The sequence below is a fragment of the Vibrio sp. 1288 genome (genome assembly GCF_033344475.1).
In genome coordinates, this window is record NZ_JAWPOX010000025.1 from 39,336 (window position 1) to 59,341 (window position 20,006).

General features: G+C 42.6%; 15 protein-coding genes and 1 pseudogene. 12 read left to right on the forward strand and 4 right to left on the reverse strand.

Translation table 11 applies throughout. The features are described 5' to 3' along the window. Positions 1-450 precede the first annotated feature (450 nt). The 7 genes from R8O11_RS17475 (at position 451) to R8O11_RS17505 (ending at position 9,442) form a co-directional block, all read left to right on the forward strand. Positions 451-1,476 carry a nucleotidyltransferase gene (locus tag R8O11_RS17475; RefSeq protein WP_213970510.1) on the forward strand — a complete coding sequence of 342 codons (1,026 nt, stop codon included), beginning with the start codon at positions 451-453 and terminating at the stop codon, positions 1,474-1,476. Continuing rightward, positions 1,476-3,203: a ThiF family adenylyltransferase gene (locus tag R8O11_RS17480; RefSeq protein ID WP_213916799.1), complete on the forward strand. Its 1,728-nt coding sequence runs from the start codon at positions 1,476-1,478 to the stop codon at positions 3,201-3,203. The genes R8O11_RS17475 and R8O11_RS17480 overlap by 1 nt, the downstream gene beginning before the upstream one ends. Further along, positions 3,190-3,675 (forward strand): Mov34/MPN/PAD-1 family protein, encoded by a 486-nt coding sequence (locus R8O11_RS17485; RefSeq protein ID WP_213880959.1) that lies wholly within the window; start codon positions 3,190-3,192, stop codon positions 3,673-3,675. Before R8O11_RS17480 ends, R8O11_RS17485 begins: the two co-directional genes overlap by 14 nt. Continuing rightward, a complete protein-coding gene (locus R8O11_RS17490; protein ID WP_213916800.1) occupies positions 3,668-5,257 on the forward strand; it encodes an SAVED domain-containing protein in 1,590 nt (529 codons plus the stop codon). The genes R8O11_RS17485 and R8O11_RS17490 overlap by 8 nt, the downstream gene beginning before the upstream one ends. Before the next feature lie 303 nt (positions 5,258-5,560). Then, positions 5,561-6,157: a tyrosine-type recombinase/integrase gene (locus tag R8O11_RS17495; RefSeq protein ID WP_257897281.1), complete on the forward strand. Its 597-nt coding sequence runs from the start codon at positions 5,561-5,563 to the stop codon at positions 6,155-6,157. Positions 6,158-6,541: 384 nt separating this feature from the next. Further along, positions 6,542-8,836 carry a hypothetical protein gene (locus R8O11_RS17500; protein WP_213970508.1) on the forward strand — a complete coding sequence of 765 codons (2,295 nt, stop codon included), beginning with the start codon at positions 6,542-6,544 and terminating at the stop codon, positions 8,834-8,836. Positions 8,837-8,899: 63 nt separating this feature from the next. After that, positions 8,900-9,442 (forward strand): hypothetical protein, encoded by a 543-nt coding sequence (locus tag R8O11_RS17505; RefSeq protein WP_213970507.1) that lies wholly within the window; start codon positions 8,900-8,902, stop codon positions 9,440-9,442. Between the two features lie 365 nt (positions 9,443-9,807). Here the strand turns inward: R8O11_RS17505 and R8O11_RS17510 are convergent, their stop codons facing one another. Then, positions 9,808-10,185, reverse strand: coding sequence for a hypothetical protein (locus R8O11_RS17510; protein WP_254661686.1), 378 nt, complete (start codon positions 10,183-10,185; stop codon positions 9,808-9,810). 125 nt (positions 10,186-10,310) lie between these two features. Beyond that, positions 10,311-10,551 (reverse strand): annotated as a pseudogene (locus R8O11_RS17515) (IS3 family transposase); the annotation flags it as partial. A 380-nt stretch (positions 10,552-10,931) separates the two neighbouring features. On the opposite strand from R8O11_RS17515, the gene R8O11_RS17520 reads away from it, so the two are divergent. The 4 genes from R8O11_RS17520 to udp all read left to right on the forward strand — a co-directional run bounded on the left by R8O11_RS17520 (position 10,932) and on the right by udp (position 15,882). Continuing rightward, positions 10,932-11,666, forward strand: coding sequence for an RNA methyltransferase (locus tag R8O11_RS17520; protein ID WP_053303254.1), 735 nt, complete (start codon positions 10,932-10,934; stop codon positions 11,664-11,666). Positions 11,667-11,910: 244 nt separating this feature from the next. Then, on the forward strand, positions 11,911-12,330 hold the full coding sequence (locus tag R8O11_RS17525; protein ID WP_005378483.1) for a CBS domain-containing protein: 420 nt from the start codon (positions 11,911-11,913) through the stop codon (positions 12,328-12,330). 172 nt (positions 12,331-12,502) lie between these two features. Continuing rightward, a complete protein-coding gene (locus R8O11_RS17530) occupies positions 12,503-14,809 on the forward strand; it encodes a zinc/cadmium/mercury/lead-transporting ATPase (protein ID WP_053307489.1) in 2,307 nt (768 codons plus the stop codon). 314 nt (positions 14,810-15,123) lie between these two features. Further along, positions 15,124-15,882: a uridine phosphorylase gene (udp, locus tag R8O11_RS17535; protein WP_005378479.1), complete on the forward strand. Its 759-nt coding sequence runs from the start codon at positions 15,124-15,126 to the stop codon at positions 15,880-15,882. 157 nt (positions 15,883-16,039) lie between these two features. Here the strand turns inward: udp and R8O11_RS17540 are convergent, their stop codons facing one another. Continuing rightward, positions 16,040-17,200 (reverse strand): DUF1887 family protein, encoded by a 1,161-nt coding sequence (locus tag R8O11_RS17540; protein WP_005378476.1) that lies wholly within the window; start codon positions 17,198-17,200, stop codon positions 16,040-16,042. Positions 17,201-17,363: 163 nt separating this feature from the next. Then, positions 17,364-19,355, reverse strand: coding sequence for a methyl-accepting chemotaxis protein (locus R8O11_RS17545; protein ID WP_318194300.1), 1,992 nt, complete (start codon positions 19,353-19,355; stop codon positions 17,364-17,366). 269 nt (positions 19,356-19,624) lie between these two features. On the opposite strand from R8O11_RS17545, the gene hinT reads away from it, so the two are divergent. Further along, the gene (gene hinT, locus R8O11_RS17550) at positions 19,625-19,975 is read left to right on the forward strand and encodes a purine nucleoside phosphoramidase (RefSeq protein ID WP_005378473.1); all 351 of its coding nucleotides are present in this window, start codon (positions 19,625-19,627) and stop codon (positions 19,973-19,975) included. Positions 19,976-20,006 lie beyond the last annotated feature (31 nt).

The following is a 20,006-nucleotide window of genomic DNA, read 5'->3' on the forward strand; positions in this document are numbered from 1 at the left end:
GCAAAACCATCAAGTTTAGACTTGGTGGTTTTTTGTTTGTTTATAACCGACTTTATTCATTACATTTTGTGCTAGTAAAATTACAGCTAGGACGTTTCTGCCCCTTTCCGTGCTAGCACGCTTAACCTCACAAACCACAGTGAGGCGGTTTGACCTACTTTTTCTAATGCCATCGATCACGCCAAGACAATTGCATTGAGCGATCAATAAACTACGGTGTTTTGGAAGGGATGTGAAACCAATTAATCTAAGGTGGTTCTAGGAATGTCTCGATTTAGTCGTCATATACAGTAAGTGTTTACTTATATTGCGGTTTATTTGTGTTTTCTATCAATAGGTAAGTGTGGTTGACTTAACTTGTAAAGATAATTTGAATACGATATGTTGTGTTTTATCCAATGGCGGGTTACTACATATAGTGCTATCACATTCGAAAGATCGAGGGGTCCTATGAGCATTCAAGCAAAATTTATCAAGTTTCACGATAAGATTAAGATAAGCCGTGAAGATAGCGAGTACAAAGATGCTCGTGAAAAGGATGACAGCATCTTAAAGACTATTAAAAGTACTTTGAAGGACGAAGGCTACCCAGTGATAGAAGACTTTCTTCAAGGATCTATGTCAATAGGTACAGGGGTCAAGAATCCGTGTGAAGATTTCGACATTGATAGAGCTATAGTGATTGCTTTTGATGGTTCACCAGATGACCCTATCAAAGTTAAAAAAATCGTTCTGAAGGTCCTGGAGGACCGAGGCTTCAAAAACGCAAAGATTAAAAAGCCATGTGTAACCGCCGACTACGCTAGTAAAAATCTACATATCGATATCCCGGTTTATCGGGAGCAATACGGTGAGTATGAGTTAGCTGTAGGCAAAAAGAACTCTAGCGAAGGCAATAGGGAATGGTCTGACTCGGATCCTAAAGGGCTAAAGGACTGGATAAATGACTCTTCAGCCTACCTTGGTTCAGCGAGTAAAAAGCTTGGGCAATATAAGCGTATTGTTAGGTACCTAAAGCGCTGGAGAGATAACAAATTTAGTACAGATGTTGCTAAGAAAGTGTTTTCCATCGGCTTAACAGTGATGGCAAAAGAGCAATTCTCGCCAAGCTTGGATGATAGTGATAAAGCTAACGATTTAGTTGCACTTAGAAACACAGTAGATGCCATGTTGAGTGGTGGTTATTTTAGTTATCAAGGTGACGATCTTTATAAGGTACGGGTTCATTTACCGAAATCACCATGGAGAGATATCTTTGATGGTAGCAGTCTAAATACCGGCACTCAGTTCTATAACAAGCTGAAGTCGTTAAGAGATAAGTTAGATAAAGCTATTGATGAAACAGATTTGGTTAAGCAGTGCAAGATACTGAACCAAGTGTTTGGCAATGATTTTGAAGTACCTAGTAGTTCATCCAATGTTAAAAAGGCTGCATACGCCACAGCCGGAGCCTCGGGCACATCACAGGGGGCTTAATGGTAGCATCTGAGCAAATTGTCGAGCATTTAAGCCGTAAAGGCTTTGATTGCAAAGCACTGGACTTTAATGGGATTGGCGCTATTGCAGTCAGCCTTGAAATTGAAGAAAAAAAAATAGATCTGATACACTTCCTAACATCAGAGATCACTGGTTTACCTGTTTTTCTTCTTATAAATCCGCGCGATGTAGGGCATTTGGCGCATGTTCTAATTTTCAAAATTGCTGATGTTGAGTATGGCAGTATCTGCGTCAATGATAAGGATTCTGTTTCAGTAAATTTCAATATGCCATTGCTGGCGATTGAGGAATCTCTTAATCGCCACATAGGTATTTTGGATAGAGCGGTTACTGATCCCGACTGGAACCGGAAAGAGCTGTTACGAGAGTTCAAGTCTTGCTGGTTAAATGTTTGTGATTTTGATGAAAGACCCGTACTTCTTACCAATGATAGCGGGGCACTGGAAGAGATAGATGTTTATAAGCCTGTAAAAAATGTTAAGTTTGGCGTTAGGTCTTACTATTTGGCGCAATCTGAAAATACTGATCTAGCAGCTGCGGCGAAAGTTTACTGGCAGGATAGTTCGGGAAGAAATCTTGCTGGTAAAGCTGTAGTTTTGCCTCTAACTGAAATGGAGCCAGCACCGTTAGAAAAAGAGCAGCTTACAACTTGGTACTTAGCAGTCTTGTTGAAGCAAGAACCTGACCTTCTGAAAAAGTTACGTGAGAATTATGGGAGGTGGAAGACTCATGAGTACTGGATTGTTTTCAATGCTCAAGTACCATCAGGAACGGTCTGGTTTTGCTTATATTTCAAAAGCAAAAAAGGTAAAAAGCAATCTCTGCCGTTAACTGAAGCTCAGTTAAGACACTGGAAGGTTAAGGCTGTTCCTATAAGGCTTTTCAATAAAGAAGCTGTGCTGCCAAGAGGTGGTGCAAATTTAGATCTAGCGACAAGCAAGGTTGCCTTGATTGGAGCTGGATCTGTTGGGAGCGAGATAGCACACAAGCTTTCTGCGGCCGGGATTCAAAACCTAGATATATATGACAATGATATTTATCAGATAGATAACTTATACCGGCATATCTTGCCCGAGGAGTATTTGAATCTAGAGAAATCTTATGGCCTCAGTTACCACCTAGCACGCCAGTTCTTATGGTCCAAAGCTGTTCCTTCGAAAAAGAAACTGCTGGAACTCAGAAACTCTCAGTTAATTAGCTCTTATGATTTGATTGTTATAGCCATTGGTAGCCCGACTCATGAGCGACTTTTTAAAGAGTATCTTTTGGAAAATGGCATAAAAGTTCCGGTCATTAACACTTGGCTTGAAGGTTTTGGCGTAGGTGGGCATGCTGTACTAGATATACCAGATAGCACTGGTTGCTTACTTTGCGCCTATGTTTGTCCTGATACGTTGACCAGAGGGCTTAACTCTAACCTTAACTTCATCGAGCCAAACCAAGATGTCACTATTAACATGGCAGGCTGTGGTGAGCAGTTTATTTCCTATAGCGCTATTTGCTCTGCGCAAACGGCTTTAATTGCGAGCGATTTGGCTATCAAATACCTGGAAGGGAAGATTACTGCCAGTTCAAAAGTTAGCTGGAAAGGCAGTGAACATGATGCAGTAGCTCATGAAGTATCGCTGACTAATAGGTTCTATCAATTTAGTGACTCTTTGCAGGTTAAGCCTTTGATTCATGAGGATTGTGATGTCTGTAACTGATGAAGATGTCTTGTTTGTCGGTTCAAGCGTCGAACTGCGAGTCAACAAGCAGGTCTATGAATGTTGGCTGGAACACCGCCAAATCAAACGGAAGGATAAGGAACAGTTTGGGGCGTTGATTGGTTCACGAGCTGAAGGTGAATGCAAGATTTGGATCGACAGGTGTACAACACCAAAGAAAAAAGATATTAGCCAGCGATCAAGGTTTGTGATGAGAGACCCATTTCATCAACAGGCAATAGACAAAGCATTTGAACAATCAAATGGTGAGCTGGGTTATATTGGAACTTGGCATACGCACCCACAATGTGTACCAGAACCCTCAATTATTGATTTGAATGACTGGGCTCAATGTACGTTGCGGAACCCTGACAGGCAACTTGTGTTTGCAATAGTGGGTAATGAGCAAGTAAATGTTTACATTAACATTAACGGTAATTTAGAAATAGCAAAGAGGAACATTGATGGGTAACAAGGCGGATCAATTCTGTAATCAGGCGGCAAGCTCACCAATAGATTCGATGGATACTTTTGATCAGTACTTCGACAATCTGCAAAACTTGGTCAGTTGGAACCGTGTAGGGATTTTAACTGACGAAGGTGATAGGAATACCATCATTTTGCTAATGTTAAACGAAGAATTAAGCGCCACAATGCGCCTTTGCCTTGAGCCGAATCTGATTAAGTCTTGTGTAAATACCTTATCTGCTGAATCTGAAACAGTTACTTACAGATGTCTTCAAGGTTATGCAATAACGCGCGATGATTTAACTCATTTACATAGTATAGCGAGTATCTGGGGGAAAGCGGAGGCACAGAGCGATGAGCTAACGCTAGATGAGTTAGAATCGTTGTTCACTCGTTTTGAAGGAAAAAGGAAAAAAACGGGCCGTGGTCCAGACTTCACAAAAGGCACAAAGGAGACAGTTTGGCGGGATAGTTTTGGCCGTTGCATGTTTACGGGGTGCGGTGAAAAGCTTGATTACGATGAGGTTTCAGGTACGTCAGGTAACTATGCATACTTGGCTCACAATGTTGCTTCGTCTGAACAAGGCGCAAGAGGGATTACCGAGTTATCAGAAAAACTGTCAAATGATCCGAACAATGTGTTGCTTTTATGTGATAAACACCATCGGTTAATTGATAAGGTTGCCGCTAGTGACTATCCTGCATCGACACTGTCTGCGATGAGGAAGGAATTCGGTCTTATTGCAAATAGTTTATTGGATGGCTTGAAATACCAACCAATCCCTGTTTACGCTGTATTGTGGCCTGTAAATTCTCAAACAGTTTCTCCCCCTTCATACCTGCAAGTTGCCAACAGTCTTTCTAGAATTAAAAGAAGGATGCACCAGCAGATCAACATATTAAGTCATAATGAAGAGCTTTTAGTTGAATCACCAGACGTATTTTGGGCTCTAATGCCGAATATTATTCAGGCTTCCGCCGATAAGATTATCCAACAAACCAAAGAGTTTGGATTTAATGCTGCGTTGTTTGGTTTTGGACCAACTTCAGCGCTTATTGGCTTCGGCGCAAAAATAGGGAACAAGAATGCGGTTACTCCGATGCTTAGATTTAGAGAATCTGGTAGTTGGTCATGGCCTGCAATAGATCCTGTCGGTGAGTTTTATGAAGTGGTTGGGTTTGATGATTTAGAAAAAGGAACTGATTTTGTAATAAATATTTCCTTGACGGCTGAACCAGAAAGCTTAGTTCAAGCTTCTAATTCAGTTTGTGAGAAAACAGGTGCCCAAATGATTACAATTCGCGCGAAGGAACAGTTTATGGGCAATGGTGCCGTATCGCATCCAGATGACGGAAAGGCTTTTACTTCTGTTCTTCAGTCAATGTTTCATGTCCTCAAATCAGAGTATGGCGCACAAACTATCCATTTGTTTCCTTGTGCATCAAACGCTGCATCAGTGTTTATTGGACAAGCATATGATGTACATCACCCTAAGGTGATTGTTTATGATTTTGACAGTGGAACGATGGTGCCAAGAATATGTTTAGAAAGTGAGAACCACAAGTGTACCATATCATCAATTTGATACTGTTGTTGAACCTGTCCTATTAAATAGTAAGATCGTGGCCCCCACTGTCTGGATAGTTGTTCAGATATTAAAGTGTTCTGTTCCAATTAGACTGGGCACTTTACGACGCGATTTTATGATACAAAAAGTTATCCATATTTCTCTAATTTAAGTGGTTACTCTAAGAAGGTTCTGTCCAGAACTGTTACAGTCGGCACTTTTAAACTCGAAAGTGTCCACCGACGTTTCAGATCTTCCTGAACCCTACAAAATGTGACAGCCAAACTTCATGTTGACCAAAAACACTGAGAGGAGGTCATCATGAGAAAGTTATCATCTGGAAAATGCAGTGGCATCAAAAGGCCATTTAAGCTTGAAGAGATCTGGCGGATTAGAACTAGGCTAGAGATTGAAAATGATCTGATGCAGCTCGCACTACTGAACCTAGCTATAGATAGCAAGTTAAGAGCGAGTGATTTGCTAAAGCTACACGTTTACGATGTTTCTTCGCGAGGAGTTATCTATGAAAGGGTTCAGTGCGTCCAGCAAAAAACTGGCACCGATGTCCATTATGAGATTACTCAGAGAACACAGCAAAGTATTAGCCGATGGATTTTTGCAGCATCTCTAGAGGCAAGCAGTTTTCTATTCCCGAGTAGCCGACGCACTGGGCAACCTATCAGCTACTCATTCTATCGTACAATTATCAGGAACTGGGCTGCAAAACTGGGACTGAATGCTGACTATTACGGGACTCATTCCATGCGCCGCACCAAAGCCACTTTAATCTATGCCAGAACGAAAAACATCAGGGCTGTACAGATCTTACTTGGACACTCGAAGCTTGATAACACAATTCGATACCTTGGCGTTGAGCTAGAAGACGCTCTGAGGTTGTCTGAGAAAACAGACTGCTGACAGATAGAAGCTGTTACAGGCTTTTCTCCTGAAAAGCCTGTGCCCCAAATCCTTTCTAGCACAAGAATCAGGACTCATTTCTTTTGTCATAAATTGGCCTATTTTGGGTAATGCTAAAAGTGGCTACGATACTGGTGACTATTCAGATTGCTCTATGACAAGGGCTATCTACCCAATTAATGAGTTTTTTATCAGATAAGAAAAAGTGATCAGAGTTATAAGTCACTAAATTTTAATGCCTTACTGATAATGTGCATTTTACATAGACAAAATGGTCTAATCTATTGACAGTTCTTATTTGGGGCTCTATATTGACCTTGTTCTAGACAAAAACGTCTTAAAATCTGCAAGCAATAACGCTTTGCTGATTAGCAGGTACAGAGTATGAGCAACGAAAACATCAACAAACAACTTATAGAATTCCTCATTGGTTCTAGAACTGAAGCAGGTCTTTCTCAGGAAGATGTTGCAGCACGTTCTGATATCTATGGTATGGGAAGAACTCTTGATCAAAGGGCCGTTTCCCGAATTGAAAAGCAACCACTGAAAGCAGATGCGATAAAAATGGCTGGTTACCTGAACGCAATAGGTATGGAACCAAGTCGCTTCTATGAATTCCTAAACCAAATAACTTACAAAAAGGAAGATATTTCCATGTCTATTATCACTACAACTGAAGTTGCAACAAAAGTAGCACAGGCCTTAGATAAGATTACCGATACAAAATCCGCTATTGCTAAAATCGCTAAAGAGAGAAGCTACATTGATTCGATTGAACTTGGAGACAAGTTTGAAAAGTTCGAAGAGCTTCTAAAATCTCTAAATGGAAAGCCTATCATTGGTGGTTTTGGACACTATGACTCAGGCAAAACCACAATGTTCAACACGTTAACGGATGGGAAGGTACTAAAAGAAAAGTTCACTCCTGCTACCTGCGTGGTAAACCTGTTGATGCACACGGATGATCAACCATCCATAATCAATGGCCAAGTGGCAATCTTCCGTAAAGGTTTTAAGCCATACATGATTCATTCTCAAGAACTGGTCAATAAGTACCTGATAGAGCAAGGCGGTACCGATATTCTAGACCGTTTAGGCGTACACAATTATGATGAATCATTTGAGAACGATGCGTACATAGCAATCGTGTTCATGGATGCGCCTATCCTCAAAAAAGTGTGGTTGATGGATACTCCTGGGGATCTAAACAGTGAAGACGACAGCGACACAGAAAAAGCGCTTGGTGGTGTAGAGCTAGCTGATGGTGTTGTATTCTTGTCTATGCACGCTGGTTTCTTTAAGGAAAGTGATTTGGGCTTTGCAGCAAATATCATCCGTCAGCGCCCACCAGTTGATAAAAATAATCCTCTGAAGCATCTATTATTCGTCCAATCGCACTGTCATAGCGATCTAAATGCTGATGATGTTTCTATGGTTGGTAAAGTGACGTTTAAACGCGTGAAAAAGCAGCTAGATAAGCTAATTTTCAATCATTGGATAGAAGATGGTTATATCGATGAAGCACCAGAACCTCAGGAACTGACTGCTCGTACACAACCGTTCTGGCGAGAGAATGAGCTATATCGTACATCGCTTATCCGTCAAGTCGATGAAATGGCAGATTACCTGAATGAGAATCATGCTGCTATCGTAGAGCAAAATATCAAGAATATTTACTCTCAAGCAGATAAGGTTCTAGCGGTTGCTATTGAATCATTGAAAGACAAAGAGCAATCAAGTGTTGACCGTGTAAATGAGGTCAATGAACAGGATGCGCGATTTCGTAAGCAGGCTTCTAAAATAAAGGCCGATTTCGAGGAACTTATTGCATCTTGTGCTGACCGTAAGAAAAAAGATCTTTCTGATATGAAGACCTTCTATCAGTACAATTCATCTGCGGAAGGTTTGGAAACGCTTATTACCGAAACTTATGATGACAAGAAAGAAGCTCAAACAGAAATTGGCAATTATTTCAGCCAACTGATCACCTCTAAACTTGAGAGTAACCTAAAATCTAGCGGTAAAGTTGTCTCAAATGAGGTGGACGCCCTTCTGGTGCGATGGCAAGAAGCAGCTCCTAAAATGACAAAGGCTTCTATTGACTCAGAAATTGGGGGGCTTGATATCGATGTTTCTGAATTTAACTCCCGCGCAGCATTTGTTGGTGGTATGGCCGGACTAGGAAGTCTAGGTGCAATGGCACTATATGTATCTACGATTGCAAGCAACTTAGGGGCTTACATCCTAGTTGGTAAAGCTGCGGGTGTACTTGTTTCGTTAGGACTTGCCAGTAGCGTAACCTCAGTTACATCGTTCGTGGCGGCTCTTGGTGGCCCGATCACTATCGGTATTGCCATTGCAGCTGCGATTGGATATATGGTTTATCGTTTAATGGGTAGTTCATGGCAGAAAAGCCTCGCTAAAAAGGTTGCTGAAGCAATCAAAAAGGAAAACGTTTGGGACCAAATTGAAGATTGCATTGCTAAGTTCTGGAACAATACTGAGACTGCAATTCAGGCTGGTCTAGATGAACTGGTAGAACAAACCGAAGAGTACATCAATAAGCTGAAGGAAGATGCAGCTACAGACTATGACATTGATGAATTAAAGCGTTCTGTTGAAGCTCTAGTTGAGATTCGTGACTTACTAACTGGAAAGTTTGAATCTAAGACGGCTTAATCATTACAAGAGGGGCCTGTGTTCATTGCAGGACCCTCTTTCAAGTTTAAAGGGTGCAAAACAATGGCTTTATGGTTGGCGGTTATACCATTAGCGTATGGCGCAAAAAAATTATATGACGCATATAAGGAAGATGATGCGCCATCAACATCTAACTCCAGCAAATCTTATGACTCTAATGCGAAGCTGAAATCGGCAAAGAGACGCAGAACTATAGAGAGAAAAAAGGCGTTAGAGAGTTTGATTAACGCGCACCGGGAAAAGCAGTTAAACGATCTGCAGTCTGTTGCATGCAACATCGCAGCTGTTGTGGAAAACAGTACACCAAACTCATATATAGTGAAGCACCAAGACATTGGGGTTCAGATTCGAGAGCTCACCAAAGCTAGACGATATTTTACAGTTGAGGAAATAGGTCGACCAAGAGTTGCAAAGACAAAAGTCAGTCTACATTCTAAAGATTCGATCATTCAAAAAGCCCTTAAGCAGGCAGAAGAGGAGTATGGATTACTTGCAGGAATAGATCACTTAAAGAGCTATGATGCTAAGGAAGACCCGTACCTAAAACACCTAAAGAAGAACAAGCGTTCTATCTTAGGTTTTTAATAACGTGAACATAAAATAAACGGCTAGTTTGAGTTATTCTCGCTAGCCGTTTTTATTTTCAGTGGAGCGTTACCTCTCCATACGTGAGCTAATCCGTTACGTTCTAATTTAGTAATGTAACTGACAAGGTTTTGTCCAGAAACGTGCTAGGACGACTAGCGCTAACTTGCCTTTGCCCCAAGTCTATCAACTACTTACTTGTTTGAACTGTCACCCGACCGAAAAATAAACAATAAAAGTTAGATTTAGCGATGGTATTAGCGTAAAAGCTACGTTGCGGTCACTTAGATTGGATCATTTTGGGCAGGGTTTATACGAACTAGCTAAAGAGTGGAGTAAACATTTAATAGTTACTAAGGGTAAGCCTAGCTGTTCTTTGAGAAATCTAGAGCTGTGGTCGATTGATAGAACGGAGCTGAATAATCCTGAAAGATATGGTTGAACTGCTCACGGCTATCAAGCACAAAAGCAACTCGAACGTGGTCTAGGTCGTATGTCGTTAAAACAGAGCGTAACCAACCCGCCAATGAGTCCTCCAAAAGCGCCCTACAGCCTACGAACCACACCCATGTTTGCTGATGACTTCGAATAATATCTAAGATTTCTGACTTGTATCGATACCCATCTCCCATTGACGTTAGGTCTATGTACACAACATTAGCACCTAGTCCATGGTTAGTGCGGTTGTACGTATCTTGAAGCTCTTTACCGCATTCACTAGCAAATGTGTGAAACCTCATCATGCCCAACTCCCAATAGCCATGTATTAAGCGTTCTGGTGTACCTACAGGCCAGCTATCAAAGGTGTATAAATTATCTTTACGCATACACAAAATTTATTTTTATGAACAGATTAGAAAAGTGGAGCCTAATGATTGGACACATAAGCCAATACCTTAGGCGATTGATCCTGCTCAGCAGCAAATCTCTGTCTGCCAAAGTAGACTTTATCAGGGATGAGGTTATTGAGTTCCTGATGATTAAGCTCCTCATTATAAAACACGATGTAGTGCCCGATTTCAAGTTCCACTTTATGGGGCGTGCTGTAAGCTTTTAAGTTTCAGACTTCGCCATAATCGCTCAATAAAAACATTGTCGACCCAAGGACCATATGTTTCTCGAGGGACTGATAGGAATGTGGTAATTTTACAACGTTGCCTTTAAGTCGTTGGTCAAATATGCAGACTTTTGATGCAATTTTATGCGAACTTTTGCTGCAAGTTGTTTTGTAACTATTTGAAATCATGTTCGTGATATGCGATCATATATTGCAGGCATCACTTTTGAAAGCCCTGCGTTATCGCAGGGCTTTTTTCGTTTTTGAGCCTTCTTTTATTTTGGCTACGCTTGGTGTTCAACGTCTTCTGATGATCAAGCTTCTTGAGGTTATTTAGGTATAATTTATAATCTCATCCGCTTGATACCGAACTGTCGTGAAGATTGTTTAGGGTACGCTCGCCGAATAACCATTTTCACCTGGGATACTTTAATGATTTCAAAAAACCAATTAAAACTGCTTCGTGCTTTAGGTCAAAAGAAACAGCGTAAAGCGCATGGCTTATTCCTAGTTCAGGGTGAAAAGAACGTACTAGAGCTAGCAAGTAGTTCATTGAAGGTGAAGCAGGTTTTTGCAACAGCGGCATTTCTCGAACAAAATGCTGGTACGCTAAATCGTTTTGATTGTGTTGAAGCATCGCTTGATGAATTGACCAAAGCGAGCACGCTTGTGAGCAATAATGCGGCCATTGCTGTGGTTGAAATTCCGAGTGTAAAAGAGCCTCAAGCGAAAGGCTTGATGATTGCGCTAGATGGTGTATCCGACCCTGGTAATCTAGGTACGATTATTCGTGTTGCAGACTGGTATGGCATCAAGCACATTATTGCGAGTACAGATTGTGCTGATCCTTATAATCCTAAAACGATCAGTGCGACCATGGGCAGCTTTGGCCGCGTACAAGTGAGTTTGGTGGATTTGCCAAGTTACTTGGAACACGCCAAATTGCCAGTATATGGCGCGTTTTTGGAAGGAGAGAGCGTTCATAAAACGGATTTCGCTGCTGAAGGTATTTTGTTGATGGGCAGCGAATCTCATGGTGTGCGTGAAGCCGCAGCAAAATTCGTGACAGATAAGATCACGATTCCGGCGTTTGGCGGTGCCGAATCACTGAATGTCGCGATGGCGACTGGCATTATTTTAGACAACATGCGCCGCCAACATTGCTAACGCAACAATTACATAATAACAAAGCCAGTCAATTGACTGGCTTTGTTGTATTTTGCCTAGAAAAATCAGCCTGGCTGAATCTTGCGTTTAACGAAATACAGTGAATGTTGTTCGGTGAGTTAATTTTGTTTTAGTTCAATAGGCTGTGCCTATAAATAAAATTACTCCTTTCCATTTAGTAAAATCAGGAAATTAGGCGACACTTATCTAAAGGCCGCAATAAAATGCCCTTAAGGAGATAAGAATGCATTCATTAAAAGTAAAAGATTACATGACGTTGCAAGCGGTGACTTTCACGAAAGATATGTCACTTTCGGCAGCTTTAAACAAAGTAATGCAAAGTGTCACACTAGGTGGCCCTGTCATTGATGAAAATGAAAAAGTGGTTGGGTTTTTATCGGAGCAAGACTTATTAGATAAGTTGGTGAAAGCAAGTTATCACTGCCAAGATACACATACGGTACAAGAGTGTATGCATGATGATGTCTTATCTGTTTCTCCAGAAATGTCAGTAATTGAACTGGCTGACATGATGAAAGTTGGAAAGCCGAAAATGTATCCAGTGGTGGATGGCAAAGGTAAGTTGGTTGGTGTTATCACAAGAAGAGACGTGCTGCGTGCCATAGGAATGACATTAAATGAGTGTTTTAAGCATCCCGTTTAACCTCTCTGTTTAAACTTTACGGAATATTGCTTTTAAACTGGTTTGGAAAGACGCTTCGGCGTCTTTTTTATTTTATATCGCCGAACTGTACAAATTTATCTTGACCTTGGAGCTTACTCTAAGGTTTATCCTTAGCAATAGGTAAATCACCGATACCAATAAGGAAAAAATTATGTGTACAAAACATCAAGGTTGCCAATCTAGCAAAATCAAAACTGCGGTGCCGCTTGGTGCAAGCGAGTCATGCTGTGCGCCAGTAAAATCTTCGCTCAATATCTCTCAGGCCAGTGTTGATGTTTCTGAAAGCTCTTGCTGTAGTGGAGGAGGCTGCAGCGTTGACACAGGCGAGGAAGACGATCCCACAAGGGAGAGTAATTCCTCCGTTCGGAACGCTTGGCTTGTGTCAGGTATGGATTGCCCATCTTGTGCGCAAAAGCTTGAGAAAGCCATTACGTCTTTACAAGGCGTCAGCCAAGCCAAGGTTTTGTTTGCAACAGAAAAACTGGTCGTCGATTTTGATGGTCTAGAGCTGATAGCTACGATAGAGCAGACAGCCCAAAAAACGGGTTTCCCGCTCTCTTCACTGGATGCTCCAAAACCAAGCACTACAAAGAAAGGCTGGCTTGGCGTCATAAGAGACAACATCCAAATTCTCTCGATTGCTGGTGCAATGGCTACTGCGGCAGTAATTTCTAAGATCGACCCTCAAATAAGCGCTTGGTTATTCACTTTGACGTGTTTACTTGGTTTATACCCAATCGCGCTCAAAGCATTTAAGTTGGCGCGTAGCGGTACGCCTTTTGCGATTGAAACGTTAATGAGTGTAGCGGCGCTCGGCGCTTTATATTTAGGTGAAACCGCCGAAGCCGCAATGGTGTTATTGCTTTTCCTTATTGGTGAAAAGTTAGAAGCATATGCATCATCTCGCGCGCGAAGCGGTGTCCAGGCGTTAATGGACTTAGTCCCAGAAAATTCAATTTTAATTATTGATGGTGAACGTAAAGAAGTACCAGCTGCTCAGCTTAAACCAGGGGATATCATAGAAGTCGCACCCGGAGGTCGTTTGCCTGCCGACGGTGTTTTGCAAGATGCGCTTGCGAGTTTTGACGAAAGTGCGTTAACGGGAGAATCTGTTCCCGTTGAACATCAAACCGGTGGCAAAGTGATGGCCGGGGCTGTGGTTGTCGATAAAGTGGTTCGCTTACAGGTGACTTCCCGTCAGGGCGAGAATGCGATAGACCGAATTCTTCATTTGATTGAAGAAGCAGAATCCCGTAAGGCACCATTAGAACGCTTTCTTGATAAATTTAGCCGTTGGTATACGCCGCTAATGATGCTGGTGTCTCTGATGGTTATCGTTACGCCGCCATTACTATTTGCCCAACCGTGGGAAACGTGGATCTATCGAGGACTCGCCCTGCTGTTGATTGCTTGTCCATGTGCATTAGTAATTTCAACGCCTGCGGCGATCACTTCTGGCTTGGCGGCAGCTGCTAAGCGGGGCGCATTGATCAAAGGTGGTGCGGCGCTTGAGTTGCTTGGCAAGGTTGAGTCTGTCGCATTTGATAAAACTGGGACACTGACGCAAGGTAAACCAGAAGTGACTGATGTCTTTGCTTTTGATATGGATGAAGACAAGTTACTTAGCCTAACTGCGTCAATCGAGGTTGGTTCAAGTCATCCTCTAGCGGTTTCTTTAGTTACCAAAGTGCAAGAGCAGGGGCTTACTATTCCTGAAGCGTTGGATAAAACCGCGCAAGTAGGCTCTGGTGTCACTGGTTACGTCGATGGAAAAATGGTCCAAGTGGTCACGCCTTCAAAGGCAGACTTTCCACTTTCTCAAGAAGCCATAGAGCAAGTAGTTACGTTGGAACAACAAGGTAAAACGGTTGTCATTGTTCGTTACGATGACGAGGTCATTGGCGTGATCGCATGGCAAGATACATTGCGCTCAGATGCCCAGCAAGCCATCGCAATGTTGAAGGAACTTGGGGTCACGTCGGTGATGCTAACGGGTGACAACCCGAGAAGTGCAGAAGCAATGGCAAATAGAATAGGCTTGGATTATAAAGCGAGTTTGTTACCTGCAGACAAGGTGCATTACGTCGAGAAGCTATCACAACAACATACCGTTGCGATGGTGGGAGACGGTATCAATGATGCTCCAGCCATGAAAGCTTCGAGTATCGGCATTGCGATGGGAGGCGGTACGGATGTTGCGCTCGAGACTGCTGATGCGGCGTTAACACACAACCGTTTGATTGAGCTACCTGCCATGATAGAACTGTCGCGCGCGACGCTAAGTAACATTCGTCAGAATGTCGCGTTAGCGCTAGGTTTGAAAGGTGTATTCTTAGTGACAAGTTTACTTGGTGTTACTGGGTTGTGGGTTGCTGTATTAGCCGACAGTGGTGCAACAGCACTGGTGACATTGAATGCGTTGAGATTACTTCGTTTTGAGTCCAAGCAGATCAAATAACTGACCTAACCATTGATCCCACTCATTAATAGCCCGAGGCATTCGTGTATCGGGCTTTTTTTAACCGTATTCACCTGATGCGATCAGACGTTTTTCTCGTCCTTGAAATCACGCATTGCTATGCAACAAAATGATCTAATGCCCCTTAAAGTGTGATCAATACCAGTTTTGTTTGAAATTTCATTTTCATTACATTTTATCATTGTGATTGTGATCACTCTATGTTGGTGAAAGGTTCGCTACAGTGCATCTGTACCCAATAACTGATTAATGAGCTTATTGTTCATAAAATAAGCCACAATAAGGAGCGACTTATGTCTCAAGCTGTATTCCATTTAGGTGTTACTGAAGCTGATCTTAATGGTGCGACTCTAGCGATCATTCCTGGTGACCCAGCGCGTGTTCAAAAAATCGCAGAACAAATGGAAAATCCAGTATTTCTAGCAAGCCATCGTGAATACACGCTATACCGTGCAGAGCTAGACGGTAAACCTGTTGTGGTTTGTTCTACAGGTATTGGTGGTCCTTCTACCTCTATCGCAGTTGAGGAATTGGCACAGCTTGGTGTTCGCACTTTCCTACGTGTTGGTACAACGGGTGCAATTCAACCGCATGTAAACGTGGGTGACATGATCGTAACGACGGGGTCAGTTCGTCTTGACGGTGCGAGCCTACACTTTGCTCCTATGGAATTCCCAGCAGTTGCTGACTTTGAAGTAGCAACCGCAATGAAAGCAGCGGTAGAAGAGTCTGGCGCTACAGTTCACATGGGTGTGACTGCATCAAGCGACACGTTCTACCCTGGTCAAGAACGTTACGATACGTTCTCTGGTCGTGTTGTTAAGCGTTTCCAAGGCTCTATGCAAGAATGGCAAGACATGGGCGTACTTAACTTCGAGATGGAGTCTGCAACACTGCTAACAATGTGTGCGAGCTCTGGTTTAAAAGCGGGTTGTGTGGCTGGTGTTATCATCAACCGTACACAAAAAGAGATTCCAGATCATTCAACTCTGAAAGAAACGGAAGCGCGTTCAATTAAAGTGGTTGTAGAAGCAGCGCGTAAAATGCTTTAAGCCTCTATAGTTGGCATTTAAGCAAACAGAAAAAACCAGAGGCTAACCTCTGGTTTTTTTCTACTTATAGAAATGCGTACAGCTAAAATTTAGGTATAAAAAAAGCAGCATTAATGCTGCTTTTTATCGTTGTGAATTTTAGCTTTTCTTAATGGCACTATATCTCGTCTGAACCGCCCGCGTCTTTAAACCAAGCCGTTAAGTGCGTTCTTAAATCTTTAAGCTCATCAGGGCCAATCAGGGCTAGCCCTAAGTCTTCAGCACGAGTAATGTCATTGTGACGAAGAGGACGGAAGCTCACCAACATTGCGCGCGCTTGTAAGCCACCTAATAGATCGCGAAGCGATTCTAACTTATATAAAGTATCGTCGCCGTCATCTCTCATGCCTTTGGTTTTGCACTCGATGATGTGCAGCTTGTTGTTTACAACTGTTGCGACATCTAACTCATTGCGTACTTCACTTTCACCAAGTTTACGATAAACCTGAACATTTAACGATCGATCTTGAATCGTCGGCATGGTGTCTTGGATTTGCTTCACGGTGCTGTGAACCAAAGTTTCTAACCACTCACCGTTTGAAAAGCGTCGAGCATCTTCATCTGCAAACGTTAAAACGCCATTTTCATAGGTGGCGATTTCTGCTTCTACTAAATCTGAAAGCAACATGTTGAGCTCACGGTAGCCCTGCTGTTTTTCGGAGAGCTCGACATCAAGCTTTTGTTCTTTGCGGCATGTGGTTGCAAGGTAGTTAAGTGTTGCTAGACCTGGCCCAAGTTCAAGCGCATTTGAGGCCCATCGTTCACCAAGTTCATACAATTTTTTATCAAGAAGAGGTGGTAAATCAACGTGGTGAAACTCGCCGCGTGCACCAAAGATAGTGAGGTAATCTGCAATCGTAATGTGATCTTCGACTTGGGTATCTTCTTTGCCATCAGGGTATAACCAACAAAGCTTATCGCTACTAGGCTCAACCACAAAAATTGGCCAGCGATAGGTACGGAAAACTTCGTACACCGACAACAAGCGATGACGAAGACCACAGCTCGCGTTCAATTTTACATCTTCGCCGCGTTCATGGAGGTCTTTTGCCAGTTTTTGAATTGCTTGTTTGATCAGAGATGTATTAACAGCGGATGGAATTTCAAAAAATTCAGAAGTAATTTCTCGTTGATCTAAAACGGCACTCAGTCGGTCAAATATATCTAACTGGCTCTTGTCTCCGATGAAGACGATATGTGTGCTTAGCGTACGATTATCTAATAGAGGAGTGACCAATCTCACTGGGTCTTGGTCGATAATACCAACATGAACAGCCATAGATTTTCCTTTTTATGAGGCCGCTCGAAAAGAGTTGTGCAAGGGGATGAGCTGGCCTTATTAATCATATGTAGACATGGCCGACAAAAAACAAGGGCGACTTAACAAAAAGTCGCCCTTATACAGTTGATTGCACTAATTAATGCTCTTAATTATAAAGTATTTATAACTTAAAGCGGTGGACCAATTCATTTTGCTGATGAGCCAAGTGGGTCAGTGATTCACTGGTTTGTGCGATACTCGACATGGCTCGGAAACTTTCATCGGCGATGCTGTTAATATCTTCAATGCTGCGAGCAATGTCTGTTGATGTTTCACTTTGCTCTGCTGCTGCTTGTGAAATGTGCGTACTCATTTGGCTGATTTCGATGATTAGCGCCTGGATCTCTTCCATTGAGCTGTTCGCTTTTGATGCTTGCTCAACCGACATCTCCATATCGCTCATACAGCTTTGTATGACTTGGTTCGCCGATTGCGAGCTAGATTGCAGATTACTGATCATGGATTCAATTTCAGTGGTTGATTGAGTCGTTCTTGATGCGAGTACTCGTACTTCATCTGCCACTACCGCGAAGCCGCGACCTTGTTCACCAGCGCGAGCCGCTTCAATTGCCGCGTTCAATGCCAGTAGGTTGGTTTGCTCCGCAATGTTGCGGATCACATCAAGGATAGACCCAATTTGACCACTCATTTTTTGTAGCTCAGAAACTGCGGAGACCGATTCGTTCAAACGTGTTTCTAGTTGATTAATGGTTGAGATATTACTGCTCATAACATTTCTACCTTCTTCAGAGGCAGATTCGACGCGTTGCACCATTTCTAACGAGCCTTGCGCACTTTGCGCGACTTCCTGCACTGAATGAGACATTTCTGTCATCGCGGTAGCGACGTTTGCTGTTTGTTCGCGTTGAGAGCTCAATTTAATTTGTGCTTGCGAAGAGGTGCGTTCGTTGGTTGTCGCGGTTGACGATAGGTTTTCTGACGCTTCGTTGAGTTTCACCAAGATCTCGTGAAGGTTGTCGGCGAGTGAGTTAATGTGTCCACTCACACGGCTGAATTCGTTGTTATAGCGAATATCGATACGCTGTGTCATATCACCTTCAGTCAGGCCTTCTAACACTTTTAGAATACGAGTCAACGGTTCGCGAACGCTTTGTGCGATGTGGTAGCCAATCGCTGTCGCGAGTAAAACGACAATAACGCCAATGATGATGGCTTTCGTTACACCCGCCGAATATATGTCACCTGCATCTGCCAATGATTCATTGAGCTTATCTGTTGCGGTTGTCGTGAATTGCTCAAGAATCGCCATGGTTGAATCCACTTTATTTGCTAGGTTGGCGATATTGTTATACAAAGCGGCGCGAGCATTGAGGTAATTATTATGTTGGTCTAGCACACCGCCACGCATACCAACGTCGCGAGTAAATTGCTCTACAGATTCGCCAAATGCTTTTTCTAGCTCAGGAAGCTGAGTCACCAACCCGCGGAATGCGTAATTCAAGTGCGTTACTGCTTTGCGGTTTTTAGCCACGGCTTGCGTAACAAACTCAGGGTTGGAACTGGCGAGGGCATCAGAAGTAATCACTTCGGCATCTTTTAACTTGATAAAGTAGCTCTTTGCCATGACTTTGACAGAAATGCTAGTTTGATCTGCCACATATTCTTTAAGACCAACCGACAGTTCGGTATTCAGTTTTTGGAAGCGGCGTGAGGATTTTTGCACTTCTTCTTGAGCCGCAAACATTGCTTCGTAGTTGTCCATGGCCTCTAGAGCTTCTGTAAAATAGCTCTGCTCTAACGTTTTTAACTGTGAAAACGGTTCGGCAAGAGAAGGGTAGATTTGGCTTGCGGTTTTCAGTTGAGCCAATGTGGATTCGAAGCGCTGTTGAGATCTAGCAAATTCCTGACGCATTTCATCCATGCGTTGTTTATTCTCTGTCGTCAGGAAGTCTTTAAATGATTTGTCGGCAGAAAGCAGCTCAACACTGGTTTGATTAGATAACGATACCAACGGTAGGGATGATTTAGAAACCGTGCCAAATTTTCCGTGAATATCACTCATTCCTCCCATCATAATGGCAATTGTGACGGCAAATAGGATGATGATCAGTGCAAAGCCGGCATACATCCTTTTAATAACTGAACCTCGCATAAGTGAGCTTCCTCTCCCAAAAATAGACAAGCTACCCAAGTATTTTTGAATTTACTTGGGTATAAAAATAATAATTGTCTTAAAAAAGTAACAAAATTCATTGGATTGTATTCAGTTTGTGATGCGCATTTTATGACGCACACGACAAAAAAAGCTTCGTTAATTAGCATTTGATTAATAATGTTAAGTGAACACTGTTTTTATTGAGCTCCGCTTTTGGTTGGCGCATACTAATTGGGGTCTAATTACGTTTATAAAATGGAGTCCTCATGGCGGAAGAAACGATCTTTAGTAAAATTATTCGCAAGGAAATCCCTGCCGATATCCTTTATCAAGATGATTTGGTGACTGCGTTTCGCGACATTAACCCTCGCACACCAAGCCATATTCTCATTATTCCGAATAAACTGATCCCAACAACGAATGATGTAGAAGCTGAAGATGAAGCAATGATGGGGCGTTTGTTCACTGTTGCTAGAAAGTTGGCGAAAGAAGAAGGTATTGCTGAAGACGGCTATCGCCTGATCGTTAATTGTAATCCACATGGTGGCCAAGAGGTTTACCATATTCACATGCACCTACTAGGCGGCCGCCCTCTAGGTCCAATGGTATTGAGCTAAGCTTTTAAAAGTGGGTGGCGATTCACCCACT